This is a genomic window from Leptospira interrogans (genome assembly GCF_900156205.1).
Lineage (GTDB): Bacteria > Spirochaetota > Leptospiria > Leptospirales > Leptospiraceae > Leptospira > Leptospira interrogans.
The window spans coordinates 1-18,560 of the sequence record NZ_FTNA01000024.1 but is presented as its reverse complement, the minus strand read 5'-3'; the positions used below and the strand labels follow the sequence as shown (position 1 = coordinate 18,560).

At 36.4% G+C, this 18,560-nt stretch carries 11 protein-coding genes and 1 pseudogene; 3 read left to right on the top strand and 9 right to left on the bottom strand.

Going from position 1 to position 18,560, the window contains the following annotated elements:
- Nucleotides 1-28: 28 nt before the first annotated feature.
- From BW942_RS21845 to BW942_RS16205, 5 genes and pseudogenes are all read right to left on the bottom strand, one after another.
- Nucleotides 29-703: pseudogene (locus BW942_RS21845) on the bottom strand (transposase); the annotation flags it as partial.
- Between the two features lie 119 nt (nt 704-822).
- Nucleotides 823-1,896, bottom strand: coding sequence for an LIC10774/LIC10365 family surface protein (locus BW942_RS16220; protein WP_000809392.1), 1,074 nt, complete (start codon nt 1,894-1,896; stop codon nt 823-825).
- Nucleotides 1,897-2,645: 749 nt separating this feature from the next.
- Complete coding sequence (locus BW942_RS16215; protein WP_000835580.1) at nt 2,646-3,269, bottom strand: tetratricopeptide repeat protein; 624 nt, start codon at nt 3,267-3,269, stop codon at nt 2,646-2,648.
- Between the two features lie 8 nt (nt 3,270-3,277).
- The gene (locus BW942_RS16210; RefSeq protein ID WP_001032052.1) at nt 3,278-5,017 is read right to left on the bottom strand and encodes a hypothetical protein; all 1,740 of its coding nucleotides are present in this window, start codon (nt 5,015-5,017) and stop codon (nt 3,278-3,280) included.
- Complete coding sequence (locus BW942_RS16205; protein WP_000162787.1) at nt 5,014-5,898, bottom strand: LA_3334 family protein; 885 nt, start codon at nt 5,896-5,898, stop codon at nt 5,014-5,016. The genes BW942_RS16210 and BW942_RS16205 overlap by 4 nt, the downstream gene beginning before the upstream one ends.
- A 302-nt stretch (nt 5,899-6,200) precedes the next feature.
- Between BW942_RS16205 and BW942_RS22260 the strand changes: the two genes are divergently transcribed.
- The 3 genes from BW942_RS22260 (at nt 6,201) to BW942_RS16190 (ending at nt 14,810) form a co-directional block, all read left to right on the top strand.
- The gene (locus tag BW942_RS22260; RefSeq protein ID WP_001984041.1) at nt 6,201-13,208 is read left to right on the top strand and encodes an RHS repeat-associated core domain-containing protein; all 7,008 of its coding nucleotides are present in this window, start codon (nt 6,201-6,203) and stop codon (nt 13,206-13,208) included.
- Nucleotides 13,209-13,389: 181 nt separating this feature from the next.
- Nucleotides 13,390-13,827, top strand: a complete 438-nt coding sequence (locus tag BW942_RS16195; protein ID WP_001148827.1) for a hypothetical protein — start codon at nt 13,390-13,392, stop codon at nt 13,825-13,827.
- A 131-nt stretch (nt 13,828-13,958) separates the two neighbouring features.
- On the top strand, nt 13,959-14,810 hold the full coding sequence (locus BW942_RS16190) for a hypothetical protein (protein WP_000692278.1): 852 nt from the start codon (nt 13,959-13,961) through the stop codon (nt 14,808-14,810).
- A 66-nt stretch (nt 14,811-14,876) separates the two neighbouring features.
- On the opposite strand, the gene BW942_RS16185 is transcribed toward BW942_RS16190, so the two are convergent.
- From BW942_RS16185 to BW942_RS16175, 4 genes are all read right to left on the bottom strand, one after another.
- On the bottom strand, nt 14,877-16,013 hold the full coding sequence (locus BW942_RS16185) for a leucine-rich repeat domain-containing protein (protein ID WP_001011312.1): 1,137 nt from the start codon (nt 16,011-16,013) through the stop codon (nt 14,877-14,879).
- Nucleotides 16,014-16,215: 202 nt separating this feature from the next.
- A complete protein-coding gene (locus BW942_RS16180) occupies nt 16,216-17,433 on the bottom strand; it encodes a leucine-rich repeat domain-containing protein (protein WP_225741125.1) in 1,218 nt (405 codons plus the stop codon).
- 21 nt (nt 17,434-17,454) lie between these two features.
- Nucleotides 17,455-17,631, bottom strand: coding sequence for a hypothetical protein (locus BW942_RS21840; protein ID WP_002139236.1), 177 nt, complete (start codon nt 17,629-17,631; stop codon nt 17,455-17,457).
- Between the two features lie 47 nt (nt 17,632-17,678).
- On the bottom strand, nt 17,679-18,560 hold an 882-nt coding region (locus BW942_RS16175; RefSeq protein WP_082279656.1), incomplete at its 5' end, for a leucine-rich repeat domain-containing protein.

Genomic DNA, 18,560 nt, shown 5'->3' with positions numbered 1-18,560 from the left:
CGCTTTCCTATGGGTCGCGTTGGAAAACTCAGCAAAACGCTTTCCTATGGGTCGCGTTGGAAAACTCAGCAAAACGCTTTCCTATGGGTCGCGTTTTAGGTCTTGTGTTGTATTGAGAGACAGCAACTTGGAGAGTGTCGATCACGTTCTTAAATGAAACAAGACTTTTAGGAAATAGAAATTCATATTTCATTTTCTTATCCACAGTTTCGATCATACTGTTTGAGCAAGATATGTTTACTTGAGCGATTAGTTTTTTGATGAATAGATTGGGTTGGTCTAAGAAACCGTTGGCTTCAATTGATTTTCGAAACCGTCGTCACAAGGCAAGTGAATTGGCTTGTGAAATAGATTGAATTTTTCACAAACTACTCTAAGATTTAAAACCGTATTCTTTGCATCCCACCCTAAAGAGGTTTTCTAATCTAGAATCGTAAGAAAGAAATTGTCCATGATAAAAAGTGGATATAAACTTTAGAACCGTCTTACACGCGTAAGATGGTAGTATCCATGTGAAGAAGTGTTAAAGTAGAGGAGACACGAATCCCGATTTTTTGCTTAGGCTTTTTGAAACGTTTGAAATCCGGATTTAAAGTTCGAGCATACTTGTAAAAAATACTTAAATTTATAAAAGCCTTTGTATCATTTAACATTTGATAGAAGAAGATCTGAGAGGCCAATTTGTGAATTCAGGATTTTTTACAATCAAATTGAAAGTCTCAATCTTATATTACTCGTTAATTCAATTACTGTTAAAACCTACGTTCTTCTCTAAAAGGGGGAAAGAAAGCCCCACTCTTTCTACAAAAGTGGGGAAATCCATCAAGGATTACAAGGTTTAGAAACCACACTACTTCCGCTTATATGCATAATGGCATACTGATAGGAGTTTTCAAGATCCGCCGTCGCACTTCCATCTGGAAATGTAGCGATCGTAAGGGGGATATGATCCCAGAAATTGTTTAAAGCATAGAAATGAAACCCTTGAGAAACGTCTACTTCCAAGTCATACATTGTATTGCAGGAAAGAGTGTTCCCTCCCTTACTTCCACGACTTCCACCTCCCAAATCAAGAAGACCATCAAAAGTGGAAACGCCGATCCAATTTTGAGTGATCACATTGTCTTCCACTTTGCTATTCGAATTTGAATCCGCTTCATGCAATCCGTGAGAATTGGAAGTAATGAAATTACCGGAAATGACGTGTCCCCCTCCGATCCCATTAGAAGGATGGATGCTAATTCCTGTTCCTTTTACTGCAGTTACTGTATTATTTTTGACCGTAATTCCGGTATTTTTTAAATAAATTCCCGCATTAACTGTAGAACCAGAGTCGTAAAATCTAGGATTATTGATTTTAAACCCTGCGATCTGACTACTGGATTCTGGAACCACGGTAGGAAAATAAATAGTCGGCGGAAAACTTCCAACTCCAGAAATCAAAGTTGGTCCTGTCTTAGGTGGAGTTCCTGGTGGTCCTGCATAAAGGGAGGAAGAGCCGCCTGCTAAACCTTTCCCGTTACTGTCCCCATATAGATTGACACCTTCGGGAATATAAATTGGAAAAACTTCTCCCAGGGACGCGTCATACGTACCCGGTGCAACCGCAATTACTTTGATGCCGCTCGCCGTGGCAACTAAAGTGGCCTTAGTAATCGTCTTAAACGGAGCGGATTGTGTACCAGCATTGGAATCGCTTCCGGAAATAGAATCTACGTAAAGCGTAGGAATGATAATGACCGATTCCGATGATTTTGGATCCGCCACGATATTTAACAGCTGTTCGCTGACAATTCCGGAAAGCAACAGGGAAGAACTTTTATTTCCTCCGTTTTCGTTGGCACATCCGCTGAACAACAATAAAGCTGCCAACCAAATACTAAAAATTTGTTTCATTTAAATTCTCCTGATTTCAAAAGATTTGCATTTTCAAGCAAATCGAAACTTTGTGAGTATATAACAACAGAAATCAATTTTTTACTTCGAAAAAATTAAAATTAAATCTGATATAAGTCAAATATGTTCCCATTCAAACATTCGAAATGAATTTGAAGGAGAATCGAAAAATTTAGCATTCAGCCTTTTTTAAAGTTTTTATCAATACATGAACACCCAAATGCTCTTCCATCTACTTTCAGAATTATAAATATCTTTTTAGAGGTCTCTTAAGATGCGCCCTGTTCTGTTCGATGCTCACGCTTCGTACAAATTCGAGACAAACGACAATCGTAATATCCCAAATATACAATAGAATTGTTGAAAAATTAATTCTCCATTTGTTTCTATTTTATGGAAATGGGCAATTGAAGCAGTTTTGTTAATCGGAACTAGGGAATTTTTCAACAACTCTAATTCATTCAAAAAGAGTTACGTTAACGTGAGTTCGGTGTAAGAAAAAATTTTTCTAAAAGTATGAGTTTCTACTATTTTAGAATTTGTTCATAAAATCGTGATTTGCAGTAGTTCCTACATCATTTTACAGATAAACCTAAGTTTTGTGGTAGTTCCCACGCTTGAAGACTATAGATTCAATTGTTATAAACTTCTATTTTATAAAATGTGGTAGTTCCCACATTTTATGAAACTCAGCGTTTCGCTTCTATGGGCCTTGACAGGTTTTGGGACAAGTTCTTAGTATAAAACTATTATCTCCTCTTCCACAAAAGAAAAGTGAAATAAAGATTACAAAAAGAAACCAACGTAAAGATCAAAATCAAACCAAGAAAGAGTATTTCTTTTTTAGAAAAGGATTCTTGTTTTTTGTTGTAGGAATGAGTATCTTTGAGACTAACAATTGTAGAATGGAGTTCCGACTTTAGATCATCGATGGAACGAAATAATTCTGAATCTAAAAGGATGACGGTTTGTGAGCCGTTGGATCTACGATTTTGAGAAGAGTTAGATAGAATATTTTTTTTAGAAGAAATATTTCCCAGTAGTTCAATTTCTTTTTTTAAGTCCTGATCAAAGGGCCATTTTTGACGTGCTTTTTGTAAAAGTTCGATTGCTTTATCAAGGTTTCCTTTTTTAGCTTCTTCCCTACCTAAACCAACCCAAGCAGAAGTAAGAATATATTCAGCGGTTACATCAGAAGGATTGTTAGTAAGTAAAGAAATGGCTAACTTTTCCGCTTCTATGTATCTTTTTTCTTCGATAAACATTTTAGCGTTTTCGTGACCTCCCGACATTTCGTCTGGAAAAGAATCTTTAGTCAAAAGGATCAACATTAGAAGAATAGAATATATAAAGATTTGAAATATAGATTTCATATAGTTTTTTACCTGTCGATACGAATTACTTTGTGAGCATAACGAGCCCGAGGCATTTTAAGAGAATCTAAAGACCAATTACTGGCAATTGGGTTTTGAAGACCGATAGAATAAACAGAATCGGTAGGAATGTTCAGTGCAGAAGCACCACCAAAAACGAATAACTTTCTAGTTTCGTAAGAAGCTTCTACCCCTGGAAAATAAACGGCAACGGGTAAAATAGGACCAATCGCAAAAGCAACCATACCATTTTGATAGAAGTCGGTACGATTGGATGTAGTAATAGATGTAATCGGTTGGAGTGTACTTGTTCCCGTAGATCCTCCGATAACCGCGATCCATTCTGGATCACTAGGATAGGGATCAGAGTTTAAAGATTTTACACAAGTAGAACCGGCTCCGTGTCTTGCGATTGTGATAGAAGGTTCACCGGCGGCGGAAGTAGAATTGATCGAAGGAGAAAAAGAATCCGAAGTTGCCTGAGGTGTTCCGTCGTTTGTAAATCTTCCACCTGTAAAAAAGATATTACCGTTTAATCCACAACCGGACATGTCTACTCGTGAAAAGATAGCGGTTAAAGAAAGATAATTTTGCCAAAAGCCATTTTGTCCGATTCCAGGAGCCAAACGAGAAACCGTATTTAAAATAGTACCTGTAGTCATATCGTTTGTGGTCGTGCCGGAAATGATAAATATTTCTTCTCCCACAGAAGCAATGACTCCTCCTTGATTGGCTACCGGCATATCTGAAAGTGTAGTCCACTGATCTAAATACGGATCATACGCTTCGGTTTTTTTAGAAGCTACGTAATTGATTCCTTGCTTTTCCATTCCACCGATGACATAGATTTTATTTTTGTGAGAGACTATGTTTGCAAAAACTCTAGGGGTAGGAATTGAAGTTGCGGAAGGATACCAAGTAGAAGTAACCGGATCAAAAAAATCAATTTCTCTTACGGGGGATGCATCCGCACCCATCCCGCCTATAACCCAAAGACCACGGGTTCTATTTGGAAAATCACTGATCCAAGTTTTAAAAGTAAGTGGAATACTTTGTAGTTTGTCTGTACTATTAGAACAAAAAACAAAGGCTAAATAATCCGTATTGGATTCTAAATTGGGAAGTGTCATGGAATGAACTTTAGAATTTTCTAAACTAGTCACAACCGATTCCAAACCTGACTTTCCATACAAAATGGAACCGGGAAGAGAATGAGAACATTCCCAAGTGATTGTTGCCGAACGGGAACCAATTTGGGAAACAAAAGCCAAGGTTACTTTTTCATTTTGCGCATCGTGAATATTAGACAAAGGAGAATTGAGACAGTTGGAAAGTGGAAAGATTGATAAATAGAGTATTAGAAAAAATATATTTCTTCTTTTTAAAATCGAATCAGACTCTATTTTTGATCGAAACCAGTTTTGTTTTCTAAGGATGATTTTTATTCTTATAAAGTTTTCGTAAGATTTTCCCATCCTAAGTTCTTGAAACGGACTTATTTTGTTTTTTTTAATTTTAGAAAGGATTTGATTCAAAACTCGTTTGTTAAAAACTTTATAATGCAAGAACTCTTCCTGAGATTCTGCAAAATAAGTCTGTTGTGAATCACACAGAGCGACCGTTTTTGCGGAGACTAACACATTTTGCGAGAAATTCAAAATAATTTTTCTTAAAAAGAAGCCTACAAATTTTGAGACAACCTTGAAATGTATGAGTTCCCATATTCTAAATATTTGAAATTTGTTCATAACAAAATCCCCCAAGAGATACGAATCCCGGATCTACAAAAAGAATCTCCAGATTCTAATGTACACTGAGAACGAATTCCAAGACGCAAACGAGAACCGTTGTTAAATTCCCAAGCCCAACCAAACTCGCCTAAAAGTTCCGGATCGGTTCCGTTCAAAGAACGAGAATCGTTTTTCCATTGAACGGAAGTTACTCCGCCTCCAAACAAAAAGTAAGGAGCAGAAGCGCCCAATTGTTTTCCTACATATAAGGATTGATTCCAAAAAGAAATAGAACCTTGTGCACCTGGAGCCACTGAGTATTCAGAAAGAAAACCGAAAAACCATAAAGGATGATTGATAAAACCTTTTTCGATAAAAAGACCAGCACCACCGGCCCCCGGATTCGTTTTGTGAGAAGGTCCGATTGTAGTTTGAAATAAAAGACTTCCACCTACATAGAGTAGATTTTCACCGGATCTACCCGAAAGATATTTGTCAGGTAAGTTTGGACTTTCTTTTTCTAAAGAGTTTTCGTTTAAATTTTGAATTTTAGATTTTTCTATTTCTACAAATCCTAATTCGGTTCGAAAAACTAATTTGTCTTTTTTAGTTTCTACAATAATTCCACGGACTTGACTACCATCCGTTAAACGGAATTCGGAATAATTGTAAGAAGATTCAGGTCCTTTTTTAGAATAATCAATTCTTTGAATCTCCGATTTTGGAATTCTAAACTGTCTACCTTTCCACCTGACGTTCACTACGTCCGCGCTTTCGTTTACCTCTTCGATTAAAAAAGCTTCTCCTGATTTAAGAAGAAGTTCGGAAGCAAATAAACCAGATTTAAAGGTTCCAATACATGCAAAAAATAGAATATAACGTATTAGTTTTTTTGTCATATTATAATCTCTTGAAAAATTATGATCCAGAAGTTTGAAGTATGTTAATCTTGTAAATAGATAAATATTTTTTGCAAATTTGATGAAATTAAAAGTTTTTCATATTATAAAAATTTTTTGATGAGTTAATAGGTAGGTTATAACATAATAACTTTATATTTCCTAGAAAAGTGAAAAAAGTCTTCCTAGAAACCGCTAGTTACTATATTTGTGGCCTGGTATCACAAATTAAAGAATTTGTTAGGCGAAAAACAACTAACAAAGAATTACGATTTGTGAATAAAAGAACTGGGAAATCTAATATGAAACGTTATGTCGGATTTTTTTTCTTAAGTGTATCGTTTTTGTTTTTATTCAATTTTTCTTTACTCGAAGGAATTCAAAATACGTTGAACGCAGTTGCTTCCGCGATTGCAGGAGGGATTCCCCAAAAACTTCCTACTTTACAAGCGGGTCCGGATGGATCTGCCAATACACAAATCGAAATAGAACTACCACCCGGCAAAGTAGTTCCTAGTCTATCTCTTAGTTACAATTCAAATGGAGGAAATACGATTGTAGGAATGGGCTGGAGTCTAAACGGACTTCCTACCGTTTCCAGAAACCCTTCTTTGGGAATTAATTACAACGGAAGTGATTCGTATGTATCTAGTTTGGTGGGTGAGCTGATTGACGTATCCGGAAATAAAACGATCTATCATTCTAAAAAGGAATCGTATATAAAATTTGAACCACAGGGAACTTGTGGAGACGGTCCTTGTACTTGGATGGCAACTGAGAAAGACGGTAGAAGATTTATTTTTGGTGGAAGTATAGACTCAAGGATTCCGGCCTTAGGAAGAACCGCCGGTTCTATTCGGGAATGGGCGTTATCGAGAGAAGAAGATTCACACGGAAACGGATACGACGTTAATTACACTCCGGTTGATGTAAATAGCGGAGACTATTATCCAAATACGATTATGTATAACGACAGAACGATCCGGTTTAATTTCGAAAATAGAAACGACAAAATTCCAAATTACTCACTTGGAACGATGGAAAGAATTCAAAAAAGACTCGATACAATCGAAATTAGAGTAGGTGGAAATGTATTCAGAACCTACGATTTAGATTATAGTTATGGTCCTGTAACGGGTAGAAGTATATTCAGAAAGTTGAAACAAAATGGAAGTAACACTTTTGGAAGTGAAAACTTTGCGGATTTAGATTTTAACTATACCAATCATTCAGGGAGTTTTTCACCCGGACATCTCGACTATCAAAACTTGTCGAGTGTCTCTAATATGAATGTATTCATACCAAATATAGCGGTGGATGCGATGAATTTTATTTTAAACGGAAATCTACCGTATCACCCATCCGCATTGGATTCTAATATAGACGCATCCTTACAGTATGTAGTTAAGGTTCCGGTTCCGGACAGAAACGCTTGTAATATAGGGTTTGCGTCTTGTTTGTGCGCGGCCATACCTGTTTGTTGGGGAGGCAATCAACATTTCTTAGAGTACTTAGCGGGAAACTGTTGGAGTTTTTTAGGTTGGGGCGGACTAGGATCTTGCGAAGTGGGTGTGGATTCCGCTTTGACCGCTTGGTTGCCGATGGATCTAAACGGGGATGGGATTGTAGACTTTGCGACGTTAAACGGAAACGAAGCGAACGGATCGATTCATTTGGTAGGACATATCCAAAAAATAGGACAGCCCGCGATTTCATTCAATGGTCCTAATATTCCAATTCACTACAATACTTTTTACCAGGTTGTGGACTTGAATGGAGATGGTAAAACGGATTTTGTATATGAGGATAACGGTAGGCTTTGGGGAATTTATTCCACGGGTGGAAATTTTACGTCTCCTGTATTGTTTGGAAATGTAAATTTAAATTCTGCAAACAGAGACATGCACGTATTTAGTCCGTATGAATACAAATTTCATTATGGACCTAATAACACAACACCACTTGCCAGTGACAGAGCGGCTAAGGATTTTTTTGGGGACGTAAACGGAGACGGTCTTTCTGATTTTATCCACAATAACGGTGGAAGTTTTTCGATCTATATCAACCGAGAAACCTACTTTGACAATCCAATCGTGATCGGAGGAGGAGGGGACTTTTATCTCAATTCGATGATTGATTTTACGGGAGACGGTAAGGCGGACTACGTCCAACTTGTGGTTACCTATGACAATTCTACCTTAACCGCTTTACAATCTCAAAAAACAGCGTTAGACACCCTTATGGCTCAGTATCAAACAGAACACACAAGAGTCAAAGCGGTTGTGGATCAAATGCCTACACCAACGACACACGCAAACATTGACGATACCGAATTTGAAAATTTATTAGCCTATTTAACTGCAAACGGATACGACTCTTTATCCGATTCTTTAGAATCCGATGGCAAAGACTATCCTTATACCCCTTCGACGGTCACCGGTTTACAATCCATTTTAGAGAATATAGTCAGCGCGAGGTTAAACTTTGTAGGTCAACAGAGTTACGCACTCAATAACCAGATAGCCGCAATCTATGCACAAGGAAATCTAGGACAGGCTACGTATGCTCTACAGATAAGAACATTCAATTTAGGGAATGGTACTTCTCAAAACGTAACGTATCCACTTTTTAGCTACGTAAACCCTGATAAAAGTACACTCTCGGATGTAAACGGAGACGGTATGTTAGACTTTGTTTCTTTTGTAGGAACTCAAAGTATCGTTTGTATCTTTATGGGAAACGGGTTTTCAAATCCGATTGCTACCAATCTAAACGCCGGAAATGGTAAAAATCTAGTGGATTTTAACTTTGGAGAAGTGAATGGAGACGGTCTTTCTGATTTAGTATTATTTAATAAAGAAAATCATACTATAGAGACGTATCTTTCCAGAGGGGACGGTAGTTTTTATTATAGTCCTGGTTTTAGTTTTGGTGGATTTTCCACTCAAGAATATACCGAATCCAATGGAATCGAAAGATCTGATACGTATCAAATCTCACTCCAAGACATGAATTTAGACGGGATTAGTGATGTAAGTATCGCGTTTCTTTCTTTAGATAAAACCTGGGGAAGAATTTACTATCGTTATAATAGTCCTAGGAATTCGGGAGAAGATCAGCTTTTGAATGTTTCCAACGGTGCCGGTCAAACCTCTCAAGTTCAGTATCAACTTAAAAATAATCATTCAGGTGCTCTACAAACAGGAACCGGAAACTATCCGGATGTACCTAGTATGACCCCCGGTTTTTTAGTCACTCAGACAAGACAGGACTTATCTAACGGAATCGTCCATTCAACTAATTACAGTTATACGAATGAAAGATATATCCAAGGAACTCGTACTATTTCTAGAAGTTTAGGGTTTGCTTCCATAAGGGAAACGGATGTAAATACGAACTTTTACAAAATCACGGATTATTTTCAAAATGACTATCGTTTGGCCGGAATACCACAATCTACTAGAAATTATAACGCATCCAATAACCTAACGGGTTCTACGACTCAGTCCGGTTTTAGTTTTCCAAATCCTTTCGGGACCGAAATTGCCGTTGTGGGAACAATCACTACCAACGATTACAGAAACGGAACGTTAGTGGAAACATCGATTCAAAATTTTACGTATGATTCTTACGGTTTTACGACGAGTGTAGTAGAAAGTTTAGGTCCCCATACGATTACAAATACTTCTCAAGTTTCTAACGACGTGGCTGGTTGGAGAATGGGAAGGGTTACAAGATCCAGAAAAAATGTAGACGGCACTTGGGTTACAGACACACAACTCGGATATACGGGAGACAATTTAACTTCTCAGACTCAGTTTCCCGCAAGTGCTTCTCCTCTGACTACAACATTTGGTTATGATTCTTTTGGGAATGTAGTTTCGGTTACGGAACCTTCTGGAGGAGTTTCTTTTCTTACGTATGATCCGGTATTCAATCATTTTCCGGTGACAAAAACAAACACACTGGGACACGTCACGACGACTAACTATGATTTTGCGACTGGATTAGAAACTTCTTCCACAGATCCCAATGGTGCGATTACATTGACGAGTTACGACGGTTATGGAAGAAAAGCAAGCGTAACGTATCCAGGGGAAGGGACTGCAAACGAAACGTATACCTATTCCAATACGGGGGAATACAATTTAACAAATTTAAATAACAATGAGTTTGTGACAAAAAGTATCCGGGACAACGTAAGCGGGAATGTAAGTACAACTCGTATCTTTACCGATCCTTTGGGAAATACGATTCGAAGTGAAGGAAATACGGCACTGAGTGGGATCAATTCGATTGAAGACAACTACTTTGATTATACCAGAGGGGTTTTGATTCAAAAATCCAACGAATACTATACTAGCCTCACTCCACAGTTTACGACGTATCAATACAATGATCCGGACGGTGAACTGACCACAATCTTAGAACCGAGTGCAAACGGTACGATTCAAACGAGTATTACAAAAACTGGATTTACGGAAACAAGGACGACAGCCTTCCCAGACGGCCAAACTAAAACAGAAGTAGTCACGAAAAACGAACTGAGTCAAGTGATTCTTAAAACGGTAAACGGTAGGACGATTTTAACCAACTATTCTCCGTTTGGTGGTATTTCTTCTGTGACGGATGTGGGCGGTCTTACGACCACATTCACTTACAATTCTTTAGGAAGAAGGATTTCTACTCAAGACCCGAATTCTGGAACTATTTCTTATTCGTATGATTCTTTAGGACGTTTGTATTCTCAAACGGATGCCAGGGGTAAAACGATCACTTTTACCTATGACTTACTCGGAAGACCTTTGACTCAAACTACAAACGGTCCAGAAGCACCGATTCAATTTACGTATGACGATGCTAGTGTTCCCTTTTCTAGAGGAAGGTTAACTAAAATTACGGATGAGTCTGGAAGAACCGAGTTCCTTTTTAATCAAAAAGGAAACGAGATTCAAAAGACAAAATATGTGGATGATATAACGGCTATTTTTAAAACCGATTATGATTCTTTAAATCGACCGATTACGGAAACGCTTCCGGATGGAACTAAATTACACAATTTCTATTCGTCTAACGGAACTTTGTCGAGTATCACGATGGACACGGCGGACGGAACAAGCACCGGTCACACAGTAGTCAGCTATCAAGGTCCTTATTTAGATTCCAATGGGGTTCCGAGTTTAAGAAGAACTTCCGGTAACGGGGTTACTATGGAAATTGGTTTTGAACCACTGGACAAAAAACCTTTGAGTATTTTGTCTAAAAAACCGGATGGTTCAGTTATCGGGAATACCGAACTTACGTATGATTCTAAAGGGTATATTACAAAAATTGAAGACAAGTTAAATCCAAACAGAACCCAGAACTTTACCTTAGACAATTTGGGAAGGGTGACGCAAGCTACGGGCAAATATGGGACTCAAAACTATACTTTTTCCGCCAATGGAAACTTAATTCAAAAAGGTGCATATACTTTAGCGTATGGGGATGCAAGTCACGCGAATGCCGTAACAACGGCCACAAGTGCAAACACAGGAGTAATGACCTACGGCTATGACGCCAGTGGGAATATGGTTTCTCGTAACGGAGATACTTTACGCTACAATAGTTATGGTAAGTTGATCGAAATTACTCCTTATGCTACGAGTAGTTCGATCCGAAACGTATACGACTTTCAAGGAAACCGTGTAAAGTCCGTATCAGACATTACTTTATTTTCAACCTATACTTTAGATGATAACTATGAAATTGTAAGAGAGCCCGGCAAACCGGAAAGACATACTTTGTATGTTAAAGGTTTACAAGGGGACCTTGTGGCCCAGTGGACAAGAGAAGGCGCGACGTTACGGATTTCTGGAAACGAATCGGAAGAAAATCGTTTTGTTCTTGGAAATATTTTTAGTTCTATGATCAAACCATTTTGTAAGGACGTTACGGGGGATTGTAGTGACTACTGGAAAAACAGATTTGAATCTGAGTTTATTGGTATATTTGGATATTCTAAATTCTTTCAGTCTGGGGTTCCGACCGGTCTTTACAAGGCGTTTTATTTCTTGCTATTATTAGCAGTTATTTATTTAGTATATCCTTATTTCCTAAAGGAGAATCTACTTTTACAAAATCTTGGTTGGAAAGGGGGTGCAACCCCGGCCTTGATATTGTCTTTATTTGTAGTAACTTCCTTGCCCGGTTGTGGAGTGTTACCCGGAACCGGTGGGAAAGACGGTGACCCACCTTGGATATTGGCAATGGGTGCAAACGTAGCTCCAGGAGTTCCTAGTATTCAAAATCCAGGGGTAGGAATGACGGGTGGTGGAAGTGTAGGGGGAATGCCCGTAACTGGAATGTATTTTTATCATCCCAATCATTTAGGTTCGATTACGATGATAACGGATGGTGCAGGAAATCCTGCAAGTGGTCCAGAACCAGGAGTAAGTTTTGTATCTTATGAACCCTATGGTTCTATTATACGTAACGATTCTTATGGTCCTGATATATTTCGTTACAAGTTTACGGGACAGATTGAAGACAAAGAAACAGGTCTTTACTATTACAAATCTCGTTTTTACGAACCTACGTTAGGCCGTTTCTTGCAGGCGGATTCAGTGATTGCACCTGATTCTGTAAATGGTATGAATCGTTATATGTATGTAGATGGAAATCCTGTTAGTTATCGTGATCCTAGTGGACACATTTCCGGTCCTGATATGATGCACATGTTAAATCGTATCGTTGGTCATGCTATGGGGAAGGATTTTAATTCTAAAGGTCTGGACAAGAAGTTGAGTACAAATGGGATTTCGAAGGGAGTAAATCGTTTTGTTCATAACGCTACTTTTGTTCATAACCCAACAAAACTCAGAGGTATGCGAGATTCAACTAAAGGGGCAATATTGGGATATTTGATGACTGGAAGCTTTGAAGGTGCGTTCGATGGGTATCTTTGGGGAAATGCTAAAGATCAAACTAAGATTGATAATAAGCGAAAAAATTATAAATGGGCTTTTGATTTGAGCGATGTTGTTATATCTATTGCTGGTTTTTTCATTACTAAAAATCCATACTTAATTGGTTATGGAATTTTGAGATTAGGAAGAGCAGCAGAAGATTTATTAGACTATTCGAATACAAGACGTCATATTCCAAATGCGGCTGCCTGCGCTTATAATTTTATGAATAATCACTATCAGGAAAACTTAGGCTCATTGTCTACAAATAATCAATTTGTAGAATATCAAATGTTATACAATTGCGCAGTAGGTAATACAGCCGGAACTAGCAGCCGAAATACTAATGGATTAGGAATGTGAAAACTGGAGTGTAAAAATGATAAATTATCGTAATAGAATATTACTTATATTATTATTTAGTTTTCAAGGATGCGTATTTACAGGAAGTTCCGAAAATATACATTCCATAAATAGTTTGGTTTCTGAAAAGAATTGCAAAGGCTTGTTTCGGATTAAATTAATTGTTCCAAATATAAAATCAATGCAAGCCCAAGAAGGCAGGTTTAGACTTTTTGATAATCTATATTCGGATTCAATGAAGCAAGTCATTATTAGCAATTCTTTGAATCGAGAAGAAAATAATGATAATTCGAATATTTATGGAGAATTGAAATATGAAGAAGAATCGGAGATCATAAATGATCTATTTAATATTTTTGGTATTATTACAATGGGAATATTTCCTATCAGATCAAACAGAAAATCAAAAATTTCTTTTAACATTTATGAAAACAAACAAAAAAAAGAAATTTATCATTCCGAGATAAGCATTTCTTGGTCCGCTTATTATTCTATTTGGGGAGGGGTGATATATCCGTTCTATCGAGTAGAGAAAAAGCAAAAAGAATTGATTAAGCTTGCAATGGATAAATTTAATTCTGAATATTGTTGTCTCGACTCAAAAATTAACAATTGTTAAATTATTATTGTAATTTGTAATATTCGAACGTAAGAGAATATGATGATTCAATCGAACTCAATTCTTTTAGGGAACTTATATAAAACCTTAAAAAATAGAATAGAGTTTCCTGAAAAAATAAAGGAATAAAAATGAAAATCATAACAAAATTACTATTAATAGCAATTTGTCTACAAACAGCAAACAATTGTAAACAGTCAGATAACTCAAATGAAGAATTATTAACCTTACTCTTAACGGCACAAGTAGCCCAAAATTGTTCAACTCCAGAGTATAAAGGGGAGAATATACCGTTAAAATTTACACCGTATACCAGTAGGATCAATCAATACGTAGGAAGTCTTGGATATTTAAGTAATTTTGAATTTGGAAGAAGAATCGAATTGGATATGAAAGAGTCTCTTCCGGTGCAATATACGATACGATTTTATAGCGCAAATAGTCCCTGTGACGTTCCTCAAGATTATAGTAATTTTCTAAACTCCTTTAATTTATTTTCACCTCGCATAAATAAAAAGACGGTATACGCAACTCCTTTGTCTGGGAATTTAATGGCTTTGGCTTCGTCGTATGGTTCAAGCAATACAATACCTACGGATATAACATTGAGTATAGAATCAAGTTCTGTATGTAAAAATCCGACAACAGCAGACGCAACGCTAAAAACTTTATTATTTGATTACAAAACTCCAAGTTCACTTACAGCTATAAAGATAGATTCGTATATACCAAATCAACAAATTGTATTTACTTCAAATATAACGAATATAGGATCAGGAGGATTACAAATCTTTGTAGTGACTGGAACAGATGCGTGTTATCCTACAACGTATAAAACAATAAGTTTTAACCAAAACGTCCAAAGTCAAAATCAAGTAACCTGGAGTTCATCAACCGCATCGGGTCCGCTTGTAATATTAGCTCAATACTTTTCGGAAACTATAACCACAGCACCGAATGATATAAAAATTCAGGTTCAGTAAAAACAAATTTATAAAATCATCCTATCCAAATAACGGATAGGGTAAAAAAACTCAGAAAAAGAAATCTTATTCAAAGTAAATTTGGCACTTTGGAAGAAGCTTTCGAATCCTTTCTTTTTCTTCGATTGAGAATTGGTTGTTTCGTAAATACAAAGTTTGCAAGTTCTGTAATTGTCCAATTTCCTTAGGAATTGTTGTGAGTTGGTTAGCATCTAAATTCAACATTTTTAAATTCTTCAATTTTCCGATTTCTTTAGGAAGTGCTGTGAGTTGGTTAGCATCTAAACTCAACATTTTTAAATTCTTTAGTTGTCCGAATTCCACAGGAATTGTTTTAAATTGGTTATAACTCAAAAACAACACTTGTAAATTCTGTAATTGCCCAATTTCCTTAGGAATTGTTGTGAGTTGGTTAACATCTAAATTCAACTCTTGCAACTTTTGTAGTTTTCCGATTTCGTTAGGAATTGTTGTGAGTTGGTTATCACCCAAACCCAACCATTGCAACTTTTGTAGTTTTCCGATTTCTTTAGGAAAAGTTGTAAGTTGGTTATTACTCAAATACAATTCTTGCAAATTCTGTAGTTTTCCGATTTCCTTAGGAAAAGTTGTAAGTTGGTTATTACTCAAAAACAACGATTTCAAATTCTGTAGTTTTCCGATTTCCTTAGAAAGAGCTGTGAGTTGGTTATTATCCAAATACAACTTTTGCAAGTTCTTCAATTGCTCGATTTCCTTAGAAATGGTTTTAAGTTGATTATTCCATAAATTCAATTCTTGAAGATTCTGTAGTTGTCCAATTTCGACAGGAAGAATAGTGAGTTGGTTATTGCTCAAATACAACTTGTGCAAGCTTTTCAATTGCTCGATTTCCTTAGGAAAAGTTGTAAGTTGGTTATAATTCAAAAACAATTCTTGCAAGTTCTTCAGTTGTCTAATTTCTTTAGGAAGTATTATGAGTTGGTTATCACTCAAATCCAACATTTGCAAGTTTTTAAGTTGTCCAATTTTCTCAGGAAGAACCTTGAGTTTTTGTTCACTCAAAATCAAAACTCGAACATCCAAAGGATTTTGGAACGCTTTTGTTAAATCTCTATAAATTCCTGGTTCTTCGCATGCTTGAATCTCGCAAGAAAGATGAATGAGAAATAAAAGACTAATTATTATTCTTTGTAAGTAAGTCAAAGTTATGCGAAAGTTCATAGAGGTTATCCGGATTGGGATTGAATTAAATTGAAAGACAAGTTTCTAAATAAAAATAAAATGTCATTCAATTTAAACGTTCTTTTTTAAAGAACTAAGTGTTTTTAAAAGAAAGATTTCATAAATCTTTATCTTTGGTTTCAAATCTAATAATTTTTCATTTTATTCAAGCTTGCTTATTGTTCAAAAGAGAAGAGAAATCTTATTCAAAGTAAATTTGGCACTTTGGAAGAAGCTTTCGAATCCTTTCTTTTTCTTCGATTGAGAGTTGATTGTTGTTTAAATACAATTCTTGCAAGTTCTTCAGTTGTCCGATTTCTTTCGGAAGAGTAGTGAGTTGGTTATTATTCAAAAACAACACTTTCAAATTCTGTAGTTGTCCAATTTCTTTTGGAAGAACTGTGAGTTGGTTATAACCCAAATATAATGTTTGCAAGTTCTTCAATTGCTCGATTTCCTTAGGAAGAGTTTTGAGTTGGTTATAACTTAAATCCAACAATTGTAAATTTTTCAGTTGTTTTATTTCTTGTGGAAGAGTTGTAAGTTGGTTAGAATCCAAATCCAATGTTTGCAAGTTCTTCAATTGTCCGATTCCCTCTGGAAGAGTAGTGAGTTGGTTAGAACCCAAATCCAAAACTTGCAAATTCTTCAATTGTCCGATTTCCTTAGGAAAAATAGTAAGTTGGTTAGAACGCAAATCCAACGATTTCAAATTCTGTAGTTGCTCAATTTCTTTAGAAAGAGTAGTGAGTCGGTTATTACGCAAATTCAACGTTTGCAAGTTCTTTAATTGTCCGATTTCGTTAGGAAGAATTGTGAGTTGGTTAGAAACCAAATACAATTCTTGCAAATTCTGTAGATGTCCAATTTCTTGTGGAAGAGTTGTGAGTCGGTTAGTACTCAAATCCAACGATTGCAAGTTCTGTAGTTGTCCAATTTCTTGTGGAAGAGTTGTAAGTCGGTTAGTACTCAAATCCAACGATTGCAAGTTCTGTAGTTGTCCAATTTCTTGTGGAAGAGTTGTAAGTTGGTTATTATCCAAACCCAACGATTGCAACTTTTGTAGTTTTTCAATTTCTTTCGGAATAGTTTTGATTTGGTTATAACTCAAATTCAACGATTTCAAATTCTTCAATTGTCCAATTTCTTGTGGAAGAGTTGTGAGTTGGTTCTTAGGCAAATACAACCATTGCAACTTTTGTAGTTGTCCAATTTCTTGTGGAAGAGTTGTAAGTTGGTTATTAGGCAAATACAACGATTGCAACTTTTGTAGTTTTTCAATTTCTTTCGGAATAGTTTTGATTTGGTTAGCACTCAAATTCAACTTTCGCAAGTTCTTCAATTGCCCAATTTCCTTAGGAAGAATTGTGAGTTGGTTCTTATTCAAATTCAACTCTTGTAAATTTTTCAATTTTCCGATTTCCTTAGGAAGAGTTTTGAATCAGTTAGCACTCAAATCCAAGGTTCGAACCTTCAAAGGATTTTGAAGCGCTTTTGCTAAGTCTGTGTAAGTTCCTGATTCTGATTCTTCTGCTTGCAATTCGTAAATAAAACAGGTTAGAAGAAAAAGACAAATGGATATTTTTTGTAAGTAATTCAAAGTTATGCGAAAGTTCATAAAGATTTTCCGGATCGAGAATTGTATTTTGAGGAAACTAAAGAATTCTATATATGATATTCTTCAAAATGAATTTCACATTTTGGAAGTAATCTTCGAATCCTTTTTTTTTCTTTGGATGAGAGAGGATTCAAATACAAATGCAACTCTTGTAAATTTTTCAGTTGCCTGATTTCCTTAGGAAAAGTTGTGAGTTGATTCTCATCCAAACAGAGCTCTTGCAAGTTCTGTAATTGTCCGATTTCTTTCGGAAGAGTCGTGAGTTGGTTATTATCCAAATCCAAGACTCGTAAGTTTTGTAATTGCTCGATTTCTTTCGGAAGAGTCGTGAGTTGATTCTCATCTAAACAGAGCTCTTGTAAATTCTGTAGCTGTCCGATTTCTTTCGGGAGAGTTGTGAGTTGGTTTTGATGCAAATCCAACCGTTGTAAATTCTGTAGTTGTCCGATTTCTTTCGGAAGAGCTGTGATCCGGTTTTCACGCAAAACCAAGATCTCTAAATTCTGAAGCTCCCCTATTTCTTTGGGAAGAGTTGTAAGTTGGTTATCAAGCAAATTCAAGGTCTTTAAATTCTGAAGCTCCCCTATTTCTTTGGGAAGGGTTGTTAGCTGGGTAACAATCAAATTCAAGGTCTTTAAATTCTGTAGTTGTCCGATTTCTTTTGGGAGAGTTGTGAGTTGGTTTCGATGCAAATCTAACTCTTGTAAATTTCGTAGTTGTCTTATTTCTTTCGGAAGGGTTGTGAGTTTGTTGCTATTCAAATCTAACTCTTGTAAATTTTTTAACTGTCCGATTTCCATAGGAAGAGTTGCGAGTCGGTTTTGATGCAAATCCAACCGTTGTAAATTCTCCAATTGCCCGACTTCTTTGGGGAGAGTTGTAAGTGAGTTAAAACTCAAATCCAACTCTTGTAAATTCCGTAGTTGTCC

Excerpts from the sequence above, each read along its gene's own strand:
- BW942_RS16185 (WP_001011312.1), bottom strand. The coding sequence starts at position 16,013 with ATGAACTTTCGCATAACTTTGACTTACTTACAAAGAATAATAATTAGT.
- BW942_RS16210 (WP_001032052.1), bottom strand. The coding sequence starts at position 5,017 with ATGAACAAATTTCAAATATTTAGAATATGGGAACTCATACATTTCAAG.
- BW942_RS21840 (WP_002139236.1), bottom strand. The coding sequence starts at position 17,631 with ATGAACTTTCGCATAACTTTGAATTACTTACAAAAAATATCCATTTGT.
- BW942_RS16215 (WP_000835580.1), bottom strand. The coding sequence starts at position 3,269 with ATGAAATCTATATTTCAAATCTTTATATATTCTATTCTTCTAATGTTG.
- BW942_RS22260 (WP_001984041.1), top strand. The coding sequence starts at position 6,201 with ATGAAACGTTATGTCGGATTTTTTTTCTTAAGTGTATCGTTTTTGTTT.
- BW942_RS16190 (WP_000692278.1), top strand. The coding sequence starts at position 13,959 with ATGAAAATCATAACAAAATTACTATTAATAGCAATTTGTCTACAAACA.
- BW942_RS16220 (WP_000809392.1), bottom strand. The coding sequence starts at position 1,896 with ATGAAACAAATTTTTAGTATTTGGTTGGCAGCTTTATTGTTGTTCAGC.
- BW942_RS16195 (WP_001148827.1), top strand. The coding sequence starts at position 13,390 with ATGCAAGCCCAAGAAGGCAGGTTTAGACTTTTTGATAATCTATATTCG.
- BW942_RS16205 (WP_000162787.1), bottom strand. The coding sequence starts at position 5,898 with ATGACAAAAAAACTAATACGTTATATTCTATTTTTTGCATGTATTGGA.